Here is a 22,120-nt window from a genome sequence, read left to right as displayed (position 1 = left end):
CCGAGGACGGACAGTCCGGTGGCGGATGGGCCGAGAGCGGCTTTTCCGCCGATGGGCCATCCAGCGTGCCGTTGTCACCCGTCCAGCGCTGGTTCTTCGATACGCCGATACCGGCGCGCGCCCACTGGAATCAGTCCATCCTGCTGCAGCCCTCCGGACCTATCGACATCGCGGCTTTGCGGACGGCGGTGCGCGCGGTCATGGCGCGGCACACGGCATTCCGCCTGCGCTTCGCCCCGCAAGCCGATGGCAGCTGGGAGCAGCGGTATGCAGCGCCGGAACCGCACGATGACGATTTCGACGTCATCGACCTGTCGTCGGCCACGGATGTCGCCGCCGCGATAGCCGAGGCCGCCGGCGCCGTGCAACGCGGGCTGGACCTCGAGTCGGGACCCGTCACCCGCGCGGCCTGGTTCGATGCGGGCCCCTCCCGCCCTGGCCGCCTGCTGTGGGTGGCGCATCATCTGGTTGTCGATGCGGTGTCGTGGCAGATCCTGCTGGAGGATCTGCGGACTGTCTACGAACAAATTCGCCGCGGACACGCGCCCGAGCCGGCAACGCCAGGCGCGAGCTATGGCGCCTGGACGGCCGCCTTGCAAGACTATCGCGCCCGCCCGGCGACGCAGGCCCAGCTCGAGTTCTGGCGCGCATTGTGCGGAGACGCCGAACCGGCGTTGCCGGCGCGCGACCCGTCAGGCGAAAACACCCTGCGCGTCGCGCGCACCATTCACAGCGTGCTGGACGCGGATGCCACCGAAGCGCTGCTGACGCGCGCCGCGCGGCGCCATCGCGCCCATGCGCACGAAACCCTGTTGGCCGGACTCGCCTTGTCCCTGTGCGCCTGGACGGGCCGCGACAGCGTGCTGGTGGAGCTGGAGGGCCATGGTCGCGAAGACATCGCCGCGGACCTGGACGTGGCGCGTACGGTCGGTTGGTTTACGGCCCTGTATCCCGTGCGCCTGGCGCCTGGCGGCACCGACGCGCTGCGTGCCCTGGCCGCGGTCAAAGCGCAGGTGCGGGCGCTGCCCGACAAGGGCTTGGGCTATGGGGCGCTGCGCTACGGCGGTGCGGCCCTGGAAGGGCTGGCGTATCCGCAAGTCACCTTCAACTATCTGGGGCGCCTGGATGGCGCCCTGCGGGGATGGTCCTGGGCGGCGGAGTCCGCGGGGCCGGAGCGCGATCCCGGCAGTCCGCGGCGGACCTGGCTGGATGTAGGCGTGTCGGTGCGCGACGGCGCCTTGCACATCGCCTGGACCTATAGCCAGGCGATCTTCGACGACGACGCCATCGAGGCCCTGGCGCGGCGCTATATGGCGCAGCTGCGCGAGCTGGCGGCGGCGTGCGGCGCGTCCGCGGCGACGTTGCAGGCAGCCGATTTCCCGTTGGCGGGCCTGGATCAAGCGCAGCTGGACAGCCTGGCGGCGGATCCCGCCGTGGTGGCGGACATCTACCCGACTACCCCGCTGCAGCAAGGCCTGTTGCTGCATACGCTGATGATGCCGGGATCGGGAATCTACCTGATGCAGGACCGTTATCGCTTCGACCGCCGTATCGAGCCCGCGGCGATGGAACGGGCCTGGCGCTACGTGGGGCAGCGGCACGAGGCGCTGCGGGCGGCTTTCGTGTGGCGCGGCGGCCAGGCTCCCATGCAGATCATCCATCACGACATCGGTGCGCCGGTGGATGTCCATGACTGGCGCGGGCAGGACACCGCGGCGGCGGCGGCCGGAATGGAAGCCATGCTGCGCGACGAACTGGCGACGGGCTACGACATGAGCCGCGCGCCGCTATGGCGGGCGCGGCTGTTCCGCATGGCGGATGCGGATCGCATGGTGCTCAGTTATCACCACATCCTGATGGACGCGTGGTGCCGGTCGCTATTGCTGGCGGATTTCTTTCATGCGTACAAGGCATTCCGCGACGGCGGCGAGCCGCGGCCGGGGCGGACGCGGCCCTACCGTGATTTCATCGCCTGGCTCGGCCGCCAGGACATGCGGGCCGCGCGCGATTACTGGCGCGGCGTTCTGGCGGGATACAGCACGGTGACGCCGCTGCCATTGCCGCCGAATGCGGCCAATGCCGCCAATGCGGCCAATTCAGCCGATGCGATCGTGCGCTTGTCCGCCTCCCTGACCATGGCCTTGCAGAAAGCCGCGCAGTCCGCGCGGCTGACCGTCAATACCTATGTGCAAGGCGCCTGGGCCTTGCTGCTGGCGCGCTGCGCCGGCGTGGATGACGTCCTGTATGGCGTTACCGTCGCCGGCAGGCCGGCCGACCTGGACGGCGTGCACGATACGGTCGGGCTGTTCATCAACACCCTGCCGTTGCGGGTGGCGGTTCCGGCCGCGGCCCGCGTCCGTCCCTGGCTGCGCGACATACAGGCCGCCAATGCCGCCATGCGCGAGCATGAGCATTTATCGCTGGCGGAAATCCAGGCGCTGGCGGCCGATCTGCCACGCGGCCTGAACCTGTTCGACACGTTGTTCGTCTTCGAGAATGCGCCGCTGGACAGCGCCATGCTCGCCGAAGCGGCGGACCTGGGCCTGTCGGCCGATGGCGCCCGCACGCATACCAACTATGCGTTTACCGTGGTGGCGAAGCCGGGCACGGAGCTCGGCTTGCAGATCACCTACGACACGGCGCGCTACAGCGCACCCGCCGTGGAGCGCCTGCTGCGGACGCTGGAGCATATCGTGGAGGAGCTTGTGCGCCGGCCCGACGCCATGCTGGGCGACATCGGCCTGCTGCCGAGCCGTGAACAGGCCCGTCTGTTGGCGCAGGGCCGGGGCGCGGCGCCCGCGTATCCGCTGGATGCCGGCTACGCCAGGCTCTTCGAGGAAGCGGCCGCGCGCCACGGGGAACGGATCGCCGTGCGGTCGCACGATGGCGCGCTGACCTACGAGGCATTGAACCAAAGAGCGGAGCGCCACGCGCACGTGCTGGCCGCGCATGGCGTGCGGCGCGATGATGTCGTCGCCATCCTCGCTGAACGTGGCCTGGATATGCTGGCCGGCGTACTGGGAGCCTTCAAGCTCAACGCGGCCTATCTGGCGCTCGATCCCGCGCTGCCGCCACAGCGCATCGCGCAGGTACTGGCGCTGGCGGCGGTGCGCACGCTGGTGGTCTCCGACCGGGCCGCCGCCGCGCTGGGCGACGGGATGGCGCTGCTGCCGCCATCCATACGGGTGCTGCGTGGCTCGGCCTTCGCCGGCGACGCGCCGCGCGATTATCCGCGTGCTCCCTCGCATCCGGACCAGGCAGCCTACGTTATCTTCACTTCGGGATCGACAGGCGAGCCCAAGGGCGTGATGGTGACCTCGCGCGGCATGCTCAACAATCAGTTGAGCAAAATCCCTTATCTGGCGTTGGGGCCGGACGATGTGATCGCGCAGACGGCATCGCAGAGCTTCGATATTTCCGTATGGCAGCTGCTGGCCGGACTGCTGTGCGGCGCCTGCGTGCATATCATCGCGGACGAGGCCGCGCGCGACCCCGCCGCCCTGCTCCAGCAGGTGAGCGCGGCCGGCGTCACCGTGCTGGAATGCGTGCCGACGCTGATACAAGGCATGTTGATGCGCGAGCCGGTGGCGCTGCCGCGCCTGCGCTGGCTGCTGCCCACGGGCGAGGCTACTTCGATGGCGCTGGCCCGGGCGTGGCAGCAGCGTTATCCGGACATCCCTCTGGTGAACGCCTACGGTCCGGCGGAGTGCGCGGACGACGTCGCGCTGTATCGCATGCCGGCGCTGGCCGACGATGTGTCCTCGGGCTCGGTGCTGGCCATAGGCAGCGCCACCGACCATACCCGCTTGTACGTGCTCGACGAGCAGCTGACGCCGCTGCCCGCCGGAGCGGTGGGCGAACTCTGCGTGGCGGGCGTCGGCGTGGCGCGCGGCTATCTGCATCGTCCGGCCATCAGCGCGGAGCGCTTCGTGGCCGATCCGCTGGCCGATGTGCCTGGATCGCGCATGTACCGCACGGGCGATCTGGCGCGTTTCCGCGAAGACGGCGTGCTGGAATACGTCGGGCGCGCGGATCACCAGGTCAAGGTGCACGGCTTTCGTATCGAGCTGGGGGAGATCGATGCGCAGCTGGCGCGGATTCCGTCCGTGCGACAGGCCGTGGTCGTGGCGCGCGATGACGGCCAGGGTGGACGCCGTTTGGTTGCCTACGTCGTGCCGGGCGATTCCGGCCCGGTGGATAACGATGAAGTCCGCGACCGCTGGCTGAGCCAGGTCAGAAGCAATCTGGCGCTGGCCCTGCCGGGCTATATGGTGCCCGGCCTGTGGGTCGTACTGGACCGCCTGCCGCTGAGCCCGAACGGAAAGATCGACCGCAAGGCGCTGCCGGCGCCCGAACTCGGGGACGCGCGCCGATCGTATGTCGCGCCTGCCGACGACGGCGAACGGCGCCTGGCCGAAATCTGGGCGCAGGTGCTGGGCGTCGAGCGGGTAGGGCGGCATGACGGCTTCTTCGAGCTGGGCGGCCATTCATTGATGGTGATGCAGGTGGTCGCGCGCATCCAGCGCGAACTGCATGTGGAGGTGCCGCTGACCGCCTTGTTCGAGACACAGACGCTGGCCGCGTTCGCCGAGCGCGTCGCGCGCGCCGGGGCCGCCGCGGCCGGACAGGACGAGGCGCTGCGACGCATGGATGACTTCCTGGATACGCTGGAGGCGATGTAATGGACCCGAACCTGGCGCGCCGCGTCGCCGCGAAGTTCATGGCCTTGGGGCCGGCGCAGCGGCGCGCGGCCTATCGGCAGATGCGGGAAACGGGCATGGATCCGGCGCAGCTGCCGATACTGCCGCGGGATACGGCACCGGTCATGTCGCATGCCCAGCGGCGCCTGTGGTTTCTGTGGCGCATGGATCCGACGGATGCCACCTATCATCTGCCGGGGGCATTGCGTCTGAAGGGAGACTTGGACGAAGCCGCCGTCCATGCCGCCTTGCAGGCGGTGCGCGGGCGCCATGCCGCCTTGCGCATGCGCTTCGCCGCCGACGCCGATGGGTTGGCGGCGCCGGTGGTGGACGATGACGCCGCGATCGCTATCGATCGCGAGGATCTACGGGCCGTGCCCCAAGCCGACAGGGAAGCGCGGGCGGCGGACGTCGCGCGAGCCTGGCTGCGGCGGCCCTTCGACCTGACGACGGGGCCGCTGTTGCGCGCGGGACTGCTCAGGCTGGACGATGACGAACATCTGTTGGTGATCGTCATGCATCACATCGTGTCCGACGGTTGGTCAGTGCGCCTGGTGATGACGGACTTCGCGGCGGCGTATGCGGCGTCGCTGGAGCAAGGCGCGGCGCGGCTGCCGGCGGCCCCGGCCGTTGCCTATACCGATTACGCGGCCTGGCAGGCTGATCTGCTGGATGCCGGCGAACAGGAGCGGCAGTTGGCGTACTGGCGCGAGGCCTTGGGCGATGAGCACGGGGCCCTGCAACTGCCGCATGACCATGCGCCGCAAGCCGGCGCGCGTGTGGCGACGGCGGTCGATGTCGATCTGGACGGCGCGCTCGCCGCGAGTCTGCGGGCGCTGGCTCGCGAGCGCGGCGACACGATATTCATGCTGCTGCTGGCGGGATTCCAGGCGCTGCTGCATCGCTACACCGGGCGGGACGATATCCGGGTGGGCGTGCCGGCGGCGGGGCGCCACCGCGGGGAAACACAGGACGTGGTGGGGCTGTTCGTCAACACGCAAGTGTTGGCTGCGCGTTTCGACGCCGCGTCGACGTTCGAGGACGCCATCGGCCGGGCGCGCGCCGCGGTGCTGGGGGCTCAGGCGCATCCGGATCTTCCTTTCGATAGTCTGGTGGATGCATTGCGGCCGGAGCGCGGCGTGGACCAGAATCCCTTGTTCCAGGTGCTGTTCAATCATCAGCAGTCACGAGGGACGGCGGACATGGTCTTGCCCGGGCTGGCTTGCGCGACCTACCCCTTGGGGGTGGCCGCGCTGCCGGTGGATTTGCAATGCGATACGGTGGAATACAGCGATGGCCGCATCGCGTTCACGCTGCGGTATGCCGGAGACCGTTATGCCGAAGCAAGCATGCGGCGGCTCGCGGCCCATTATGTCGCGGCGCTGACGGCGCTGTCGCGCACGCCGCGGATGCGGTTGGTCGATGCGCCGCTGTTGTCGGCGGAGGAGCGCGATGGGTTGCGGGCCTGGAGCTGGGCGGCTGGGTGGGGCGATGCGTCGGGATCGTCGGCGTCGTCGGCGCGCCCGTTGTCCGGCGCGTGGGCCGAGGTGGGGCGGGATCAGCCCGTGCATGCGGTCATCGCGGCACAGGCTAGGCGCACGCCGGATGCGGTGGCGGTATGCATGGCGGTGGATGGCGCCGGCAGCGGGAGCGTCGATGGCGTCGATGACAGCGGCATCAGTCAGGTGAGCGGTCGCGGCGCCGGTCTGCTGACGCTGACCTACGCAGAACTGGAGCGGCAGTCGAACCGATTGGCGCATCGCCTGCTGTCGCTGGGCGTGGGCCCGGAGCGACGCGTAGCGATCGCCGCGTACCGTCATCCGTCGCTGGTGGTGAGCCTGCTCGCGGTGCTCAAGACAGGCGCGGCCTACGTGCCGCTGGATCCGGAGTATCCGGATGACCGTCTGGCGTACATGATGCGCGACAGCGCGCCGGCGCTGCTGCTGACGCAATCGTGGCTGTCGGATCGCATGCGGGCCTGGACCGGTGCGGTCCTGGAAGTCGACACGCTGGATCTGGCCGGCGAGCCGGATCATGCGCCGGAGATCCCGGTGCACGCCGAGCAGGCGTGCTATGTGATCTATACATCCGGCTCCACAGGCAAGCCTAAGGGCGCCACCAACCGCCACGCCGGGCTGGGCAATCGCATAGCCTGGATGCAGCAAGCCTATGGCCTGGGTAGTGACGACGTGGTGCTGCAGAAGACTCCTTTCAGCTTCGATGTCTCGGTGTGGGAGTTTTTCTGGCCGCTGATGGCGGGCGCGCGGCTGGCGCTGGCCGGCGTGGGCGAGCATCGCGACGCCGAACGGCTGCTGTCGCGCATCGTCGATCACGGCGTGACCACGATGCACTTCGTGCCCTCGATGCTGCACGCCTTCGTGTCGCACTGCGAGTCGCTGGGAGGCGGCGCTCCGATGCTGGCCTTGGCCCGGCAAGCGCTACGCCGCATCTACTGCAGCGGCGAAGCGCTGCCCGCCGAACTGTGCGTCCGCTTCCATGCCGTGTTCCCGGCCGTGGAGCTGCACAACCTGTACGGCCCGACCGAAGCGGCCATCGACGTCACGTCCTGGGATTGCGCGAACACCAGCGGCACCGGCGTGCCGATCGGCCGCCCGATCGCCGGCCTGCGCACGCACGTGCTGGACGCCAACCTGAACGAAGTACCGCCCGGCGTGGCCGGAGAGCTGTATCTGGGCGGCATAGGCCTGGGCCGCGGTTACCTGAACCGGCCGGCCCTGACCGCGGACCGCTTCATCGCCGACCCCTTCGGCACGGGCCAACGGCTGTACCGCACCGGCGACCTGGCCCGCTGGAATCACGAAGGCCAGCTTGAATACCTGGGCCGCCTGGATCACCAGATCAAGCTGCGCGGCCAGCGCATCGAGCTGGGTGAAATCGAGGCGCAGCTGCTGGCCCAGCCCGGCGTGAAGCAGGCCGTGGTCCTGGCGCAGGTCGAGACGGCAGCCGGCACGCCGACGCAGGCGGGCGCGGCCATGCGCCTGGTCGCCTACCTCACGCCCGCGCAGCTCGACACAACGGCATTGCGGCGCGCATTGGAAGCATCCCTGCCTGCCTACATGATCCCGTCGGCCTTCGTCATGCTCGATGCCTTGCCGGTGACGGCCAACGGCAAGCTGGACCGCAAGGCGCTGCCCCAGGCCGAGTTCGCGTCCACGCAAAACTACGAAGCCCCGCAAGGCCAGGCGGAAGCAACCCTGGCCGCGATCTGGCGGGAAGTCCTGGGCGCCGCCCGGATCGGCCGCCACGACAACTTCTTCGAACTGGGCGGCGATTCGATCTTGAGCCTGCAGATCGTCGCGCGGCTGCGACAGGCGGGCTGGCGCGTCAGTCCGCGCCAGATGTTCGAACGCCAAAGCATCGCCGCCCTGGCGGAAGTGGCCATGTTGGAGGACGGCGCATCCACGGATAGCGGCCACCAGGACGATGCCGCCGCGGATCATGAGCTGCCCTTGCTGCCCATCCAGGCCCAGTTCCTGGCGCAGCCGCTGCCCACGCATAACCATTGGAACCAGGCGGTGCTGCTGCACAGCGATGCCGAGATCGATATCGCCGCGCTTCGTACCGCGCTGGCGGCCGTGCTGGCGCATCACGATGCACCGCGCCTGCGATTCCACCGCGGCGACGATGGACAGTGGATCCAGACGTATGCGGACATGGACGTGATCCATGGGCAAGACATAGTCTGGGACGTGACGGCGCGGGACGTCGCGGAAATCGAAGCGCATTGCGCGCGGGCGCAAGCCAGCCTGGACATTGCGAACGGTCCGCTGCTGCGCGCAGTGCGCCTGCGCGTGGCCGACGGCAGCTGGCGTTTGCTGCTGGTGGTGCATCATCTGGCGATTGACGGGGTGTCATGGCGCATTCTGCTGGAGGATCTGCGTCAGGCCTACGGCCAAGTCGGCGTGCCGCTGCCCGCGCGCACGGCAAGCTACGGCGCCTGGGCGCGCCATCTGCGCGGGCAAGCGCCCGTGCACGCGGCCGAGGCGCAATACTGGCTGGACCAGGCCGCCGGCGACTTCCCCGCGCCGGACCACCCGGACGGCACCGCGCGCGTGTGCGATCAGCGGCATATCGAAGTCAGCCTGACGCGCGTACAGACGCAGTCCCTGCTGCGCCAGGCGCCGGCCGCCTACCGCACGCAGGTCAACGACCTGTTGCTGGCATCCCTGGCCTCGGCCTTGAAGCAATGGCGCGGCCTGCGCACGGTACGCATCGACCTGGAAGGCCATGGCCGCGAGACCGGCTCGGATGATCATCACCCGCACGGCATCGCGGCGAGCGCCGCCGCTCCGGACATTACTCGCACCGTGGGCTGGTTCACCGCCATCTATCCTGTCGTGCTGGATACCGAAGGCGGGCTGGATCAACTGATCCGCCGCACCAAGGAACAACTCCGCGCGACGCCGTGCAAGGGCCTGGGGCATGGCATATTGAGCCTGTGGGGCGATACGTCCATTCGCGAGGCATTGGCCAAGGCACCGCAAGCGCCCATCCTGTTCAACTACCTGGGCCAGTTCGATGCGGACGACGGCTCGTCCACCCGCGCGCGATACTCCGATGGCTTCGTGGCGGAGGACGATTGGCGTATCGCTGCCGAGAGCGCCGGCCCGGGCCAATACGGCCTGGCGCCGCTGTCGCATGCTTTGACCATCAATGGCCGCGTATACGGTCCCGCCGGCCAGGGCCGGCTGTCACTGGACCTGGGCTATAGCGGCGAGCAATGGACCGAAGAGACGATGCGCGACCTGGCCGCTTGCTGGACGAGCACGCTGTCCGCCATGATCGCGCATTGCAGCAGCGGCGCCCAAGGTGTCACGCCATCCGACTTCCCGCTGGCGCGCCTGACGCAGGCCGGCCTTGACGGCCTGCCCATCCCTGGCCCGGTGGGCCTGTGGCAGGACATCTATCCGGTTACGCCCATGCAGGCCGGGATGCTGTTCCATTCGGCCTACGGCAGTGACGCCACCCAGGCCTACGTCAACCAACTGCGCGTCGACGTGCATGGGCTCGATCCGGCGCGCTTTCGCGCCGCCTGGGAATCGGCCGTGGCGCGCCATGACGTGCTGCGTACGGGTTTTGTGGCCAGCGGTGGCGAGCCTTTGCAATGGGTGGCCCGCCAGGTCCGGCTTCCCTTTGAGCAGATTTCGCTGCAAGGCAGTGGGGATGCCGTCGCGGCGAAGCTTGATGCCCTGGCCGCTGAACAGCGTGCAGCCGGCTTCGACATGGCGGTGCCTCCATTGATGCGCTGCACGCTGGTGCGGGTCAATGGCGACTACGATCATTTCATCTGGACGCATCATCATTTGTTGCTGGACGGATGGAGCCTGTCGCAACTGCTGGGCGAGATACTCAGCGAGTACGCGGGCGCGGCGGTGTCGCGTCCGGCGGGGAAATACCGGGATTACCTGAGGTGGCTGGCGCTGCGCGACGTTCAGGCGTCGCAGGCGTACTGGACGCAGCAGCTGCGGATGCTGGAAACGCCTACGCTGTTGGCGGACGCGATGTCCGGCTCCCGGAACGGCGGCGGCCAGTACGGCGTGTGGACGCGGCGCCTGGATGATCACCAGGTCCAGGCGCTGACGGAGTATGCCGGCCGCGAACGCGTGACCATGAATACCCTCGCGCAAGCGGCATGGTCCTTGGTGCTGAGCCTGCACACGGGGCAGGATACGGTGGCCTTTGGCTCGACAACTTCCGGCCGTCCGGACGACCTGCCGGGCGTGCAGCGCGTGCTCGGCTTGTACATCAACACGCTGCCGGTGCTCGTCCAACTGCCAGCGCGATCGGATGTGGGCAGTTGGCTGCGTAGCTTGCAGGAGTTCAACGTCGCCGCCCGCGAACATGAGCATACGCCCTTGTATGAGATACAGCGCCGCGCTGGCCACGGCGGCCAGGCGCTGTTCGATACGCTGGTGGTGTTCGAGAACTATCCGGTGGATCAGGCCCTGAGCCAGCCTTTGCCCGATGGCGCGCGATTCAGCGGCTTGGTCAATACGGAGCAGACCAGCTACCCGCTGACGCTGGTCGTCACGCGGCAGGGCGGCCTGACCTTGAGTTTCAGCTATGACCGCGCGCGTTATGACGATACGGCCATCGAAGCCCTGGGCCTGCGCTTGATTCAGGGTTTGCGACAGCTGGCATCCGGGGCCGCGGATAGGCTCGGCACGTTGACTTTGCTGACGCGTGAGGATGCCGGCATGCTGCGGACATGGCGTGCCGGCGAGTGCCTGCGTGGCGCCTTGGCGAGCTGGCGGGATCAGCCCGTGCATGCGGTCATCGCGGCACAGGCCGCGCGCACGCCGGATGCGGTGGCGGTGTGCATGGCGGTGGATGGCGCCGGCAGCGGGAGCGTCGATGGCGTCGATGGCAGCGGCATCAGTCTGGTGAGCGGTCGCGGCGCCGGTCTGCTGACGTTGACCTACGCGGAACTGGAGCGGCAATCGAACCGATTGGCGCATCGCCTGCTGTCGCTGGGCGTGGGTCCGGAGCGACGCGTGGCGATCGCCGCGCACCGTCATCCGTCGCTGGTGGTGAGCCTGCTGGCGGTGCTCAAGACAGGCGCGGCCTACGTGCCGCTGGATCCGGAGTATCCGGATGACCGTCTGGCGTACATGATGCGCGACAGCGCGCCGGCGCTGCTGCTGACGCAATCGTGGCTGTCGGATCGCATGCGGGCCTGGACCGGTGCGGTCCTGGAAGTCGACACGCTGGATCTGTCCGGCGAGCCGGATCGTGCGCCGGAGATCCCGGTGCACGCCGAGCAGGCGTGCTATGTGATCTATACATCCGGCTCCACAGGTAAACCGAAGGGCGCGACGAATCGCCACGTCGGGCTGGGCAATCGCATTGCCTGGATGCAGCAAGCCTATGGCCTGGGTAGTGACGACGTGGTGCTGCAGAAGACTCCTTTCAGCTTCGACGTCTCGGTGTGGGAGTTTTTCTGGCCGCTGATGGCGGGCGCGCGGCTGGCGCTGGCCGGCGTGGGCGAGCATCGCGACGCCGAACGGCTGCTATCGCGCATCGTCGATCACGGCGTGACCACGATGCACTTCGTGCCCTCGATGCTGCACGCCTTCGTGTCGCACTGCGAGTCGTTGGGAGGCGGCGCGAACCCAGGCGGCGAGGCGCCGATGCTGGCCTTGGCCAGACAGGCGCTACGCCGCATCTACTGCAGCGGCGAAGCGCTACCCGCCGAACTGTGCACACGCTTGCAGGCCGTGTTCCCGGCCGTGGAACTGCACAACCTATACGGCCCGACCGAAGCGGCCATCGACGTCACGTCCTGGGATTGCGCGAACACCAGCGGCACCGGGGTTCCGATCGGCCGCCCGATCGCCGGCCTGCGCACGCACGTACTGGACGCCAACCTGAACGAAGTGCCACCAGGGGTTGCGGGAGAGCTGTATCTGGGCGGCATAGGCCTGGGCCGCGGTTACCTGAACCGGCCGGCCCTGACCGCGGACCGCTTTATCGCCGACCCCTTCGGCACGGGCCAACGGCTGTACCGCACCGGCGATTTGGCCCGCTGGAACCACGAAGGCCAGCTTGAATACCTGGGCCGCCTGGATCACCAGATCAAGCTGCGCGGCCAGCGCATCGAGCTGGGTGAAATCGAGGCGCAGCTGCTGGCCCAGCCCGGCGTGAAGCAGGCCGTGGTCCTGGCGCAAGTCGAGACGGCAGCCGGCACGCCGACGCAGGCGGGCGCGGCCCTGCGCCTGGTCGCCTACGTCACGCCCGCGGAGCTCGACACAACGGCATTGCGGCGCGCATTGGAAGCATCCCTGCCTGCCTACATGATCCCGTCTGCCTTCGTCATGCTCGATGCCTTGCCGGTGACGGCCAACGGCAAGCTGGACCGCAAGGCGCTGCCCCAGGCCGAGTTCGCGTCCACGCAGTGCTACGAAGCCCCGCAAGGCCAGGCGGAAGCAACCCTGGCCGCGATCTGGCGGGAAGTCCTGGGCGCGACCCGCATCGGACGCCACGACAACTTCTTCGAACTGGGCGGCGATTCGATCTCCGTGATGCAGGTCTTCGCGCTGCTCCGCCAGCGGCACGGCGTGGAAGCCGGCGCACGCGTCCTGTTCGACGCGCCCAGCATCGCCGCCCTGGCGCGCTCGCCCCAGCTCAAGGTCCTGCAGGGGCAACCCGCCGCGCGCGGCGACCTGGCGGCAATCGACTCCCTATTGAACGAACTGGAGATGTAGACACATGGCATACGATCCGCGCGAACTCGCCCAGCGCATCGCCAGGCTGGAGACCCAGCCGCGCGCCGAATTGCTGAGGCGCCTGGCGGAGCAGGGCGTCGACGTCGCCATGTTGCCCATCGTGCCGTTTCCCACGGTGGACCGCTATCCCTTGTCGTATGCGCAGCAAGGGCTGTGGCTGACCTGGCGCATGGATCCGCGATCGCCGGCCTACAACATGGCGGGCCTGCTGTCGCTGGAAGGACCGCTGGACCAGCCGGCGCTGTTCCAGGCGCTGACGGATCTGGCCGAACGTCATGCGGTGCTGCGGACCGTGTTCATCGAAGAGCAGGACCAGCCCAGGCAGCTGGTGCTGCCAGCCTTGCCGGCGCCATTCATGACGGAGCTCGCCGCATCGTCGTTCGATGTGTCCACGCTGCGCGCGGATCAGCGCGAGGCACGGGCGCGCGACATCGCCACCGAGCTATCCAACCGTCCCTTCGAGCTGGACGCCGCGCCGGCGTGGCGGATAGGCCTTATCCGCCTGGACGAGCATACCCATTGGCTATCCATCGTCATCCATCACATCCTGGCCGATGGATGGTCGCAGGACGTGTTGTTGAAGGATCTGGCGGCATGCTATGCCGCGCGTAGCACCGGTGCGCTAGCCGAAGCCGCGCCGCTGCCCATCCAGTTCGGCGATTATGCGCTGTGGCAGCGCGAATGGTATGCCGCCAGCCGCTTGCCGGCGCGGCTGGCCTACTGGAAGTCGGTGCTGGAGCCGATCCCCGAGATGCTGCGCCTGCCGCTGGACAGGCCGCGTCCGCGGCATCGCGATGGCGCGGCTTCCACCTGCCATTTTGTCCTGGCCCCGGAGGTTGTCGCCGGATTGCGCCGCCATGCACGCGACGTCGGAGCTTCCGTCTATATGTGCATGCTGGCCTTGCTGAAGCTGACCCTATCGCGCTATTGCGGCCAGGACGATATCGCGGTGGGCTCGCCGGTGGCTGACCGCACGCGGGCCGAAACGCACGGCCTGGTCGGTTACCTGACCAATATGACGGTATTGCGCACGCGCGTGGACACGCGGCATGACTTCCACGCCCTGCTGGCCGCGGTGCGGACCACGGTGCTGGATGCGCAGGCCAACCAGGATTGCCCGTATGACCTGCTGGTGTCCGAGCTGGGCGTGCCGCGCAGCCCGGGCGTCAATCCCTTGTTCCAGGTCAAGTGCACCGAACAGGCATCCTTGTCCGCGATGACGGATGGCCGTCTCGGCGACCTGGTGCTGCGCGGTGTGCCCGCAGCCACCGAACATGCGCATTTCGACTTGAGCCTGGACTATACGGTCGACGGCGGGCGCATCGAATGCTCGCTGATCTATGCCACCGACGTCTGGGATGCCGCCACGATGGAGGGCTTCGCGGAGACGCTGTCGACGTATGCGGCTATGGTGGCGGCGGATGCCGGCCAGCCGCTGCATCTGCTGATGCGGACCGGTTCCGGGGCCGCTATCGCCGGTGAACGAGCCGTTTACGCCGATAGCGATGTACTGGCGCTGTGGGCCCGCCAGGTGGCCATGCATGGCGAACGCATTGCCGTGCGGGCGGAGGACCGGGGCATCAGCTATCGCGATCTGGATGGCGCGGCGCGCCGCCTGGGCGATCGCCTGGCAGCGGCCGGCGCGGGGCCGGAGTCGCGCGTGGGCCTGCACGCCGGGCGCGGCTGCGAATTCGTGGTCGGCCTGCTCGCCATCCTGAAGGCGGGCGCCGCGTGCGTCCCGATGGATCCAGACCTGCCGAAGGAACGGCTGGCGCATCTCGTACGCGACAGCGGCGCATGCGTCGTGTTGAGCGACGCCGGCGGCGCGGACGCGATGGGCTGGCTGGGCGATGTTCCGCGGCTCGGCCTGCAGGCCGGCGCGGCGCCCGATACGGAACACGGCGCAGCTTCCGGCGGGCGGCCCCGGGGGCAATTCAGCGCACAGCCGGACTCGCAGCCGGACGCGCAATCCGGCTCCCCCTCAGGCGCGCAAGGCGCCACGCAACCGGCCGCTCCCGCGCCGGTTCACCCGGCGCAGGCCGCCTACCTGATCTATACCTCCGGCTCCACCGGCGCCCCCAAGGGCGTGGTCGTCAGCCGAGGCGCGCTCAACAACTACGTGCAAGGGGTGCTCGCGCGCCTGGCTTTGCCGGACGACGCGGACAGCATGGCCATGGTGTCCACGGTCGGCGCCGACCTGGGCCATACGGTGCTGTTCGGCGCGCTCTGCGCCGGCCGCACGCTCCACATGATCTCGGCCGCGCGCGCTTTCGATCCCGACGGCTTCGCCGCCTACATGGCGGAACACCGCATCGGCGTGCTGAAGATCGTGCCCGGCCATCTGCAGGCGCTGCTGCAGTCCGCCCGCGCCGCCGACGTTCTGCCCCGTCACGCCCTGGTGCTGGGCGGCGAGGCCACGAGCTGGCCGTTGTACGACCGCATCGCCGGCCTGGCGCCGGCCTGCAGGGTCTTCAACCATTACGGCCCCACCGAGACCACGGTCGGTGCGCTGACGCTGGCCGTGGCGCCCTATGCGGAGCGGTTGGGGGACACCGTGCCCGTGGGCCGGCCCCTGCCCAATATGTCCGTGTGCGTGCTGGACGGCAATCTCGACCCTGTGCCGCCGGGCGCCGAAGGGGAGCTGTATATCTCCGGCCCAGCGGTCGCGCGCGGCTACCGCGACCGGCCGGGACAGACAGCGGAGCGCTTCGTGGCAAGCCTGCGCGATCCCGCGCAGCGCATGTATCGAACAGGAGACCGCGTCAGGATCCTGCGCGACGGCAGCATTGCGTTCCTCGGCCGTGTCGACGATCAGGTGAAGGTGCGCGGATATCGCGTCGAGCCGGCGGAGATCGCCGCGGTATTGAAAGCGATGGAAGAGGTGGACGACGCCGCGGTGGTGCCGCGCGCGGAGCCCGATGGCCGCTTGCAGCTGCATGCCTATGTGACGCCCGCCGGCTTGTCGGCGGAGCCTGCCCCGGACGTGGCGATGCTGCGCGACCGCGTCGCGGCGCGGCTGCCCGACTACATGGTGCCGTCCACCTTTACCGTGATGCCGGCGCTGCCGCGTACCGCCAATGGCAAGCTGGATCGCCGCGCCTTGCCGGAACCCCGGCGCGCCGATGCCGCGTCGGACAACGCGCCGGTCGGCCCCGTGGAGGAAGCGCTGGCGGAGATATGGGCCGAGGTATTGGGCGTGCCGCGTGTCGGGCGCGGGGATAACTTCTTCGAGCTGGGCGGCGATTCCATCCTTAGCCTGAAAGTGATGGCGCGCGCCAGGCGCAAGAACCTGCGTATCGCGCCCAGGTTGATCTTCGATCACCAGACATTGCGGGCCCTGGCGGCGGCGGTCGCCGCCGCCGGCTCGCGCGACGCCGCGACCCCCGGCGCAGGCGCCTCGATCACGCCGTCCGATGATCGTCCCGCGGCCGCCGCCACCGGGCCAGGGCAGCCGCCGCGGCAACCGGCGATGTCCTACGCGCAGCAGAGGCAATGGTTCCTCTGGCGCATGGACCCGAACAGCTCCGCATACCACGTCAGCGGCGCCATGCAACTGCGCGGCATGCTGGACCTGCAAGCGGTTTCCCGCGGCTTCGACACGCTGGTGGCGCGCCATGCCGGCCTGCGGACGCGCTTTGTTCCGACGGCCGACGGCCTGGCCCTGCCGGAAGTCCTTGCCGCCGCGCCGGTCATCATCCGCGAGTGCGATCTGCGGCTCGCGCCGCCGGATAAGCGCGATGCGCAGGCACGTGACGCGGCGCGCGCATGGGTGGCCGAGCCCTTCGACCTGGAGACAGGACCGTTGCTGCGCGTCGGCTTGATCCGGCTGGACGAACAGAGCCACGTCCTGGTGCTCGCGATGCACCACATCGTCTCCGACGGCTGGTCCATGCAGATCCTCGTGGAGGAATTCTCCTCGCTGTATCGCGCCTATGCCCAAGCGCAAACGCCGGCCTTGCGGGAGCTCCCCGGCGACTATGCCGGCTACGCCGCACGGCAACGCGCCTGGCTGGAGCAGGGCGAGGGCCGCCGGCAACTGGCCTACTGGACGGACAGGCTGGGCGGCGAACAGCCGGTGTTGCATCTCCCCGTGGACGCCCCGCGCCGCGGCGATGGCGTCTATCGCGCGGACAGCCATGGCTTCGATGTTCCGCCGCGGCTGGCGCAAGCGCTGCGGCAGGCGGCACGCGCGCAGGAGGCCACGGTCTACGTGCTGTTGCTTTCCGCCTTCCAGGCCTTGTTGCATCGCTATTGCCGCGAGGCGGACATCCGCGTGGGGGTGCCGATCGCCAACCGCCATCGAGAAGGCACGGAAGCGATCATCGGTTTCTTCGTCAATACCCAGGTCATGCGGGCGACGATCACGCCGGCCACCACGCTGGGCCAGCTGATCGCGCAGACGCGCGACGCGGCCCGGCAGGCGCAGGCCCATCAGGACTTGCCTTTCGAACATCTGGTCGAGGCTTTGCAGCCGGACCGCGCCGTCGGCCGGACGCCGCTGTTCCAGGCGATGTTCAATCACCAGCGGCCGGACTACGGGGCGCTGCGCGCGCTGCCGGGGCTGGAGATTGCCGATTTTCCGATCGGCGGACAGGCGGCGCAGTTCGAGCTGACCTGCAATACCGCGGAGCTGCCGGATGGGCGGATCGCGGTGAATCTGGTCTATGCCGGCGAGCTGTTCGAGCCGCGCACTATGGAGCAGCTGGGGCGGCATTATCTGGCTTTGCTGGAGCAGATCACGCAGGATGCGAGGGTCCGCGTGGCGCGGGCGCGTTTGAATTCCGACAGCGAGCTCCAGCGGCTGGCCAGCTGGGGAGACCGGCGTGTCCTGGGTGAAGAATCGCGGGGTACGGGGCAAGCCGGTATTCATCGCCGGTTCGAAGAGGCCGTCCGTCGCCATCCGCGCGCGCCGGCGCTGGCCTGCGGGGATTGCGTGCTCGATTATTCGGAGCTGAACGCGCGTGCCAACCGCTTAGCACACCGCTTGATCGCGGAAGGCGTCGGTCCGGAAGTACGCGTCGGGCTGGCCGCGCAGCGCTCCGCCGGGATGGTGGTGGCGATGCTTGCCATCTTAAAGGCGGGCGGTGCGTATGTGCCGCTGGATCCCGATTATCCGGAAGAGCGCCTGCGTTATACCGCGCGCGACAGCGGCATGACGCATCTGATGCTGCAGACGGAATTGGCGAGCGGCATGGCCTGGCTGAAGGACGCCATGCCGGCCAACGCCCGGGTAGTGGAGTTTGACGCGGCCGGCATGGGCGCCGCTGACCCCGGCGCAACCGGCGCCGTGGCGCCGGACGACGCCTGCGCCCGCAACCCCGACGTCCCCATCGGCGACGCCAACCTTGCCTACGTCATCTACACGTCCGGTTCAACCGGACGCCCCAAAGGCGCGCAACTATGCCACGGCCAAGTGCGCCGCCTGCTATCCGCCACCGACCCATGGTTCGGCTTCGGCCCGCACGACGTCTGGACGCTATTCCACTCCTACGCCTTCGACTTCTCCGTATGGGAAATATTCGGCGCGCTCTGCACCGGCGGCAAGCTGGTCGTCGTTCCCTACGCCGTCAGCCGCTCGCCCGATGAATTCCTGGATCTGCTGCGCGAACAGCGCGTGACCGTCCTCAACCAGACGCCTTCGGCCTTCCAGCAATTGATGCAGGTCCCCGCGTTGTACCGGCAGGCCGATGGCCACGGCCTCGCGCTGCGCGTCGTCATCTTCGGCGGCGAAGCGCTGGAGCCGCGCGCCTTGCTGCCATGGATGTCCGCCTTCGGCGACCGGGCGCCGCGTCTGGTCAATATGTACGGCATCACCGAGACCACCGTCCACGTCACGTATCGGCCCATCACCCTGGCCGACGTGGACACCGGCAGCAGTCCCATCGGCATGGCCATTCCCGACCTCGGCCTGGCCGTACTGGATGAGGAAATGTCGCCCGCGCCCATAGGCGTGCCGGGGGAATTGCACGTCAGCGGCGCCGGCCTGGCGCGCGGTTATCTGAACCGCCCGGGCCTGACGGCCGAGCGCTTCGTCGCCCATCCCGACGGCAAGGGGGAGCGGCTATACCGCACCGGCGACCTGGCGCGCTGGACCCAGGACGGCCAGCTGGAATACCTGGGCCGGCTGGACCAGCAAGTAAAAATCCGCGGTTTTCGCATAGAGCTGGGTGAAATCGAAGCGCAACTGCTTGTCCAGCCTGGCGTGAAGCAGGCCGCGGTGCTGGCGCAGTCAGCTGCGGAAGGCGAGGGCAAGGGGAATGCCCGGCTGGTCGCCTACGTCACGCCGGCAAGCCTGGACACGGCCGCGCTTCGCCAGGCGCTGGAGCGCGTCTTGCCGGCATACATGGTGCCGGCGGCGATCGTTGCGCTGCAAGCATTGCCGATCACCGGCAACGGCAAGCTGGACCGCAAGGCGCTGCCCCAGGCCGAGTTCGCGTCCACGCAAAACTACGAAGCCCCGCAAAGCCAGGCGGAAGAAGCCCTGGCCGCGATCTGGCGCGAAGTCCTGGGCGCCGCCCGGATCGGCCGCCACGACAACTTCTTCGAACTGGGCGGCGATTCGATCTTGAGCCTGCAGATCGTCGCGCGGCTGCGACAGGCGGGCTGGCGCGTCAGTCCGCGCCAGATGTTCGAACGCCAAAGCATCGCCGCCCTGGCGGAAGTGGCCATGTTGGAGGACGGCGCATCCACGCATAGCGCCCACCAGGACGATGCCGCCGCGGATCGTGAGCTGCCCTTGCTGCCCATCCAGGCCCAGTTCCTGGCGCAGCCGCTCCCGACGCATGATCACTGGAACCAGGCGGTGCTGCTGCACAGCGATGCCGAGATCGATATGGCCGCGCTGCGTAGCGCGCTGGCGGCGGTGCTGGCGCATCACGATGCACTGCGCCTGCGATTCCACCGCGGCGATGATGGACAGTGGATCCAGACGTATGCGGACATGGACGCGATCCATGGGCAAGACATAGTCTGGGACCTGACGGCGCGGGACGCCGCGGAAATCGAAGCGCATTGCGCGCGGGCACAGGCCAGCCTGGACATTGCGAACGGCCCGCTGCTGCGCGCGGTGCGCCTGCGCGTGGCCGACGGCAGCTGGCGTTTGCTGCTGGTGGTGCACCATCTGGCGATTGACGGGGTGTCATGGCGCATTCTGCTGGAGGATCTGCGTCAGGCCTACGGCCAAGTCGGCGTGCCGCTGCCCGCGCGCACGGCCGGCTACGGCGCCTGGGCGCGCCATCTGCGCGGGCAAGCGTCCGTGCACGCGGCCGAGGCGCAATACTGGCTGGACCAGGCCGCCGGCGACTTTCCCGCGCCGGACCACCCGGACGGCACCGCGCGCGTGTGCGATCAGCGGCATATCGAAGTCAGCCTGACGCGCGTACAGACGCAGTCCCTGCTGCGCCAGGCGCCCGCCGCCTACCGCACGCAGGTCAACGACCTGTTGCTGGCATCCCTGGCCTCGGCCTTGAAGCAATGGCGCGGCCTGCGCACGGTACGCATCGACCTGGAAGGCCATGGCCGCGAGACCGGCTCGGATGATCATCACCCGCACGGCATCGCGGCGAGCGCCGCCGCTCCGGACATCACTCGCACCGTGGGCTGGTTCACCACCATCTATCCTGTCGTGCTGGATACCGAAGGCGGGCTGGATCAACTGATTCCATGCACCAAAGAACAGCTGCGCGCCATCCCGCGTAGCGGCCTGGGCCACGGCTTGCTGAAACTCTGGGGCGAACCGTCGATCCGGGACGCCTTGGCCAAGGCGCCGCAGGCTCCCATCCTGTTCAACTACCTGGGCCAGTTCGATGCCACCGTAGGCGCCGGCCAGGACTGGCGTATTGCTGCCGAGGACGTTGGATCCGGCCAACTGGACAGCGCCCCGCTAAGCCACGCACTCACGGTCAATGGCCGCGTATACGACGGCCGCCTGACTTTGGCCTTGAGCTTCAGCCGCGCTCAATGGCGCGGCGAGACGATGCGCGCCCTGGCCGATTGCTGGACGAGCGCGCTATCCACCCTGATCGGGCATTGCGCCAGCGGCGCGCGCGGCGTGACGCCCTCCGACTTTCCGCTGGCCCGGCTGACTCAGGCCGAACTCGATGGCCTGCCCATTCCCGCCCCCGTGAGCCAGTGGCAGGACATCTACCCGGTTACGCCCATGCAGGCGGGCATGCTGTTCCATTCGATTTACGAGCGGGACGCCGCCATGGCGGCGACGACCCGGCCTTACCCCAATCAACCGGCCGCCGGCCAGCCCTATATCAACCAGCTGCGCGTCGACGTGCGCGCGCTCGATCCAGTGCGCTTCCGCGCCGCCTGGGAATCGGCCGTCGTACGCCACGACGTGCTGCGCACGGGCTTTATCGCGAGAGCGGGGGCGCCATTGCAATGGGTCGCCCGCCAGGTCCAGCTGCCTTTCGAATTGCAGGCCGTTCGTGGCGATGCCGACGAAGTGGCCGCGCGGCTTGACGCCCTGGCCGCTGAACAGCGTGCAGCCGGCTTCGACCTTGCGGCGCCGCCGTTGATGCGTTGCCTGCTGGTCCGGGTGAACGACGACTACGACCACTTCATCTGGACGCATCACCATTTGCTGCTGGACGGATGGAGCACCTCCCAACTGCTCGGTGAAGTGCTGGGCGAATACGCGGGCAAGGCGGTGACGCGTCCCGGCGGACGCTACAGGGATTATCTGCAATGGCTTTCCACGCGCGACATGCACGCCACGCGGTCCTACTGGATGCAGCAGCTGCATGAACTGGAAGCGCCGACCTTGCTGGCGGAGGCGATCTCCGCGCGGGCCGGGCAGGCGGACGCACAGCGCGAAGACCGGTATGGCAGCTGGACACTGGAACTGGATGAAGAGGACACGCAGGCGCTGGCGGCTTATGCGAGGCGCGAACGTATCACGCTCAATACGCTGGTGCAGGCGGCCTGGTCCCTGGTGCTGAGCCTGCATACGGGGCAGGACGCGGTCGTGTTCGGCGCAACCACGTCCGGCCGTCCCGACGAACTGCCGGGCTTGCAACGCGTACCCGGCTTGTACATCAACACGCTGCCCGTCGTGGCACAGTTGAACGCCACGCAGACCGTGGGAGACTGGTTGCGGCAGCTCCAGGCTCGCAACGTGGCTGCGCGCGAACATGAGCATTCGCCCTTGTATGAGATACAGCGCNG

Annotated in this window: 2 protein-coding genes and 3 pseudogenes; all 5 read left to right on the top strand. The window is 68.6% G+C overall.

The window, feature by feature from the left end:
- Positions 1-65: 65 nt before the first annotated feature.
- Positions 66-4,682 carry an amino acid adenylation domain-containing protein gene (locus ACNA0R_RS12105; RefSeq protein ID WP_415826403.1) on the top strand — a complete coding sequence of 1,539 codons (4,617 nt, stop codon included), beginning with the start codon at positions 66-68 and terminating at the stop codon, positions 4,680-4,682.
- Positions 4,682-12,925 carry an amino acid adenylation domain-containing protein gene (locus ACNA0R_RS12100; protein ID WP_415826249.1) on the top strand — a complete coding sequence of 2,748 codons (8,244 nt, stop codon included), beginning with the start codon at positions 4,682-4,684 and terminating at the stop codon, positions 12,923-12,925. The genes ACNA0R_RS12105 and ACNA0R_RS12100 overlap by 1 nt, the downstream gene beginning before the upstream one ends.
- A 4-nt stretch (positions 12,926-12,929) precedes the next feature.
- Positions 12,930-14,372: pseudogene (locus ACNA0R_RS12095) on the top strand (condensation domain-containing protein); the annotation flags it as partial.
- Positions 14,355-16,379: pseudogene (locus tag ACNA0R_RS12090) on the top strand (amino acid adenylation domain-containing protein); the annotation flags it as partial. The pseudogenes ACNA0R_RS12095 and ACNA0R_RS12090, both read left to right, overlap by 18 nt.
- A 36-nt stretch (positions 16,380-16,415) precedes the next feature.
- A pseudogene (locus ACNA0R_RS12085) lies at positions 16,416-22,118 on the top strand (amino acid adenylation domain-containing protein); the annotation flags it as partial.
- Positions 22,119-22,120: the final 2 nt, after the last annotated feature.

The sequence above is a fragment of the Bordetella sputigena genome, assembly GCF_965137885.1.
Classification (GTDB): domain Bacteria; phylum Pseudomonadota; class Gammaproteobacteria; order Burkholderiales; family Burkholderiaceae_B; genus Bordetella_C; species Bordetella_C sputigena.
This window is presented reverse-complemented; position numbering and strand designations above follow the sequence as displayed.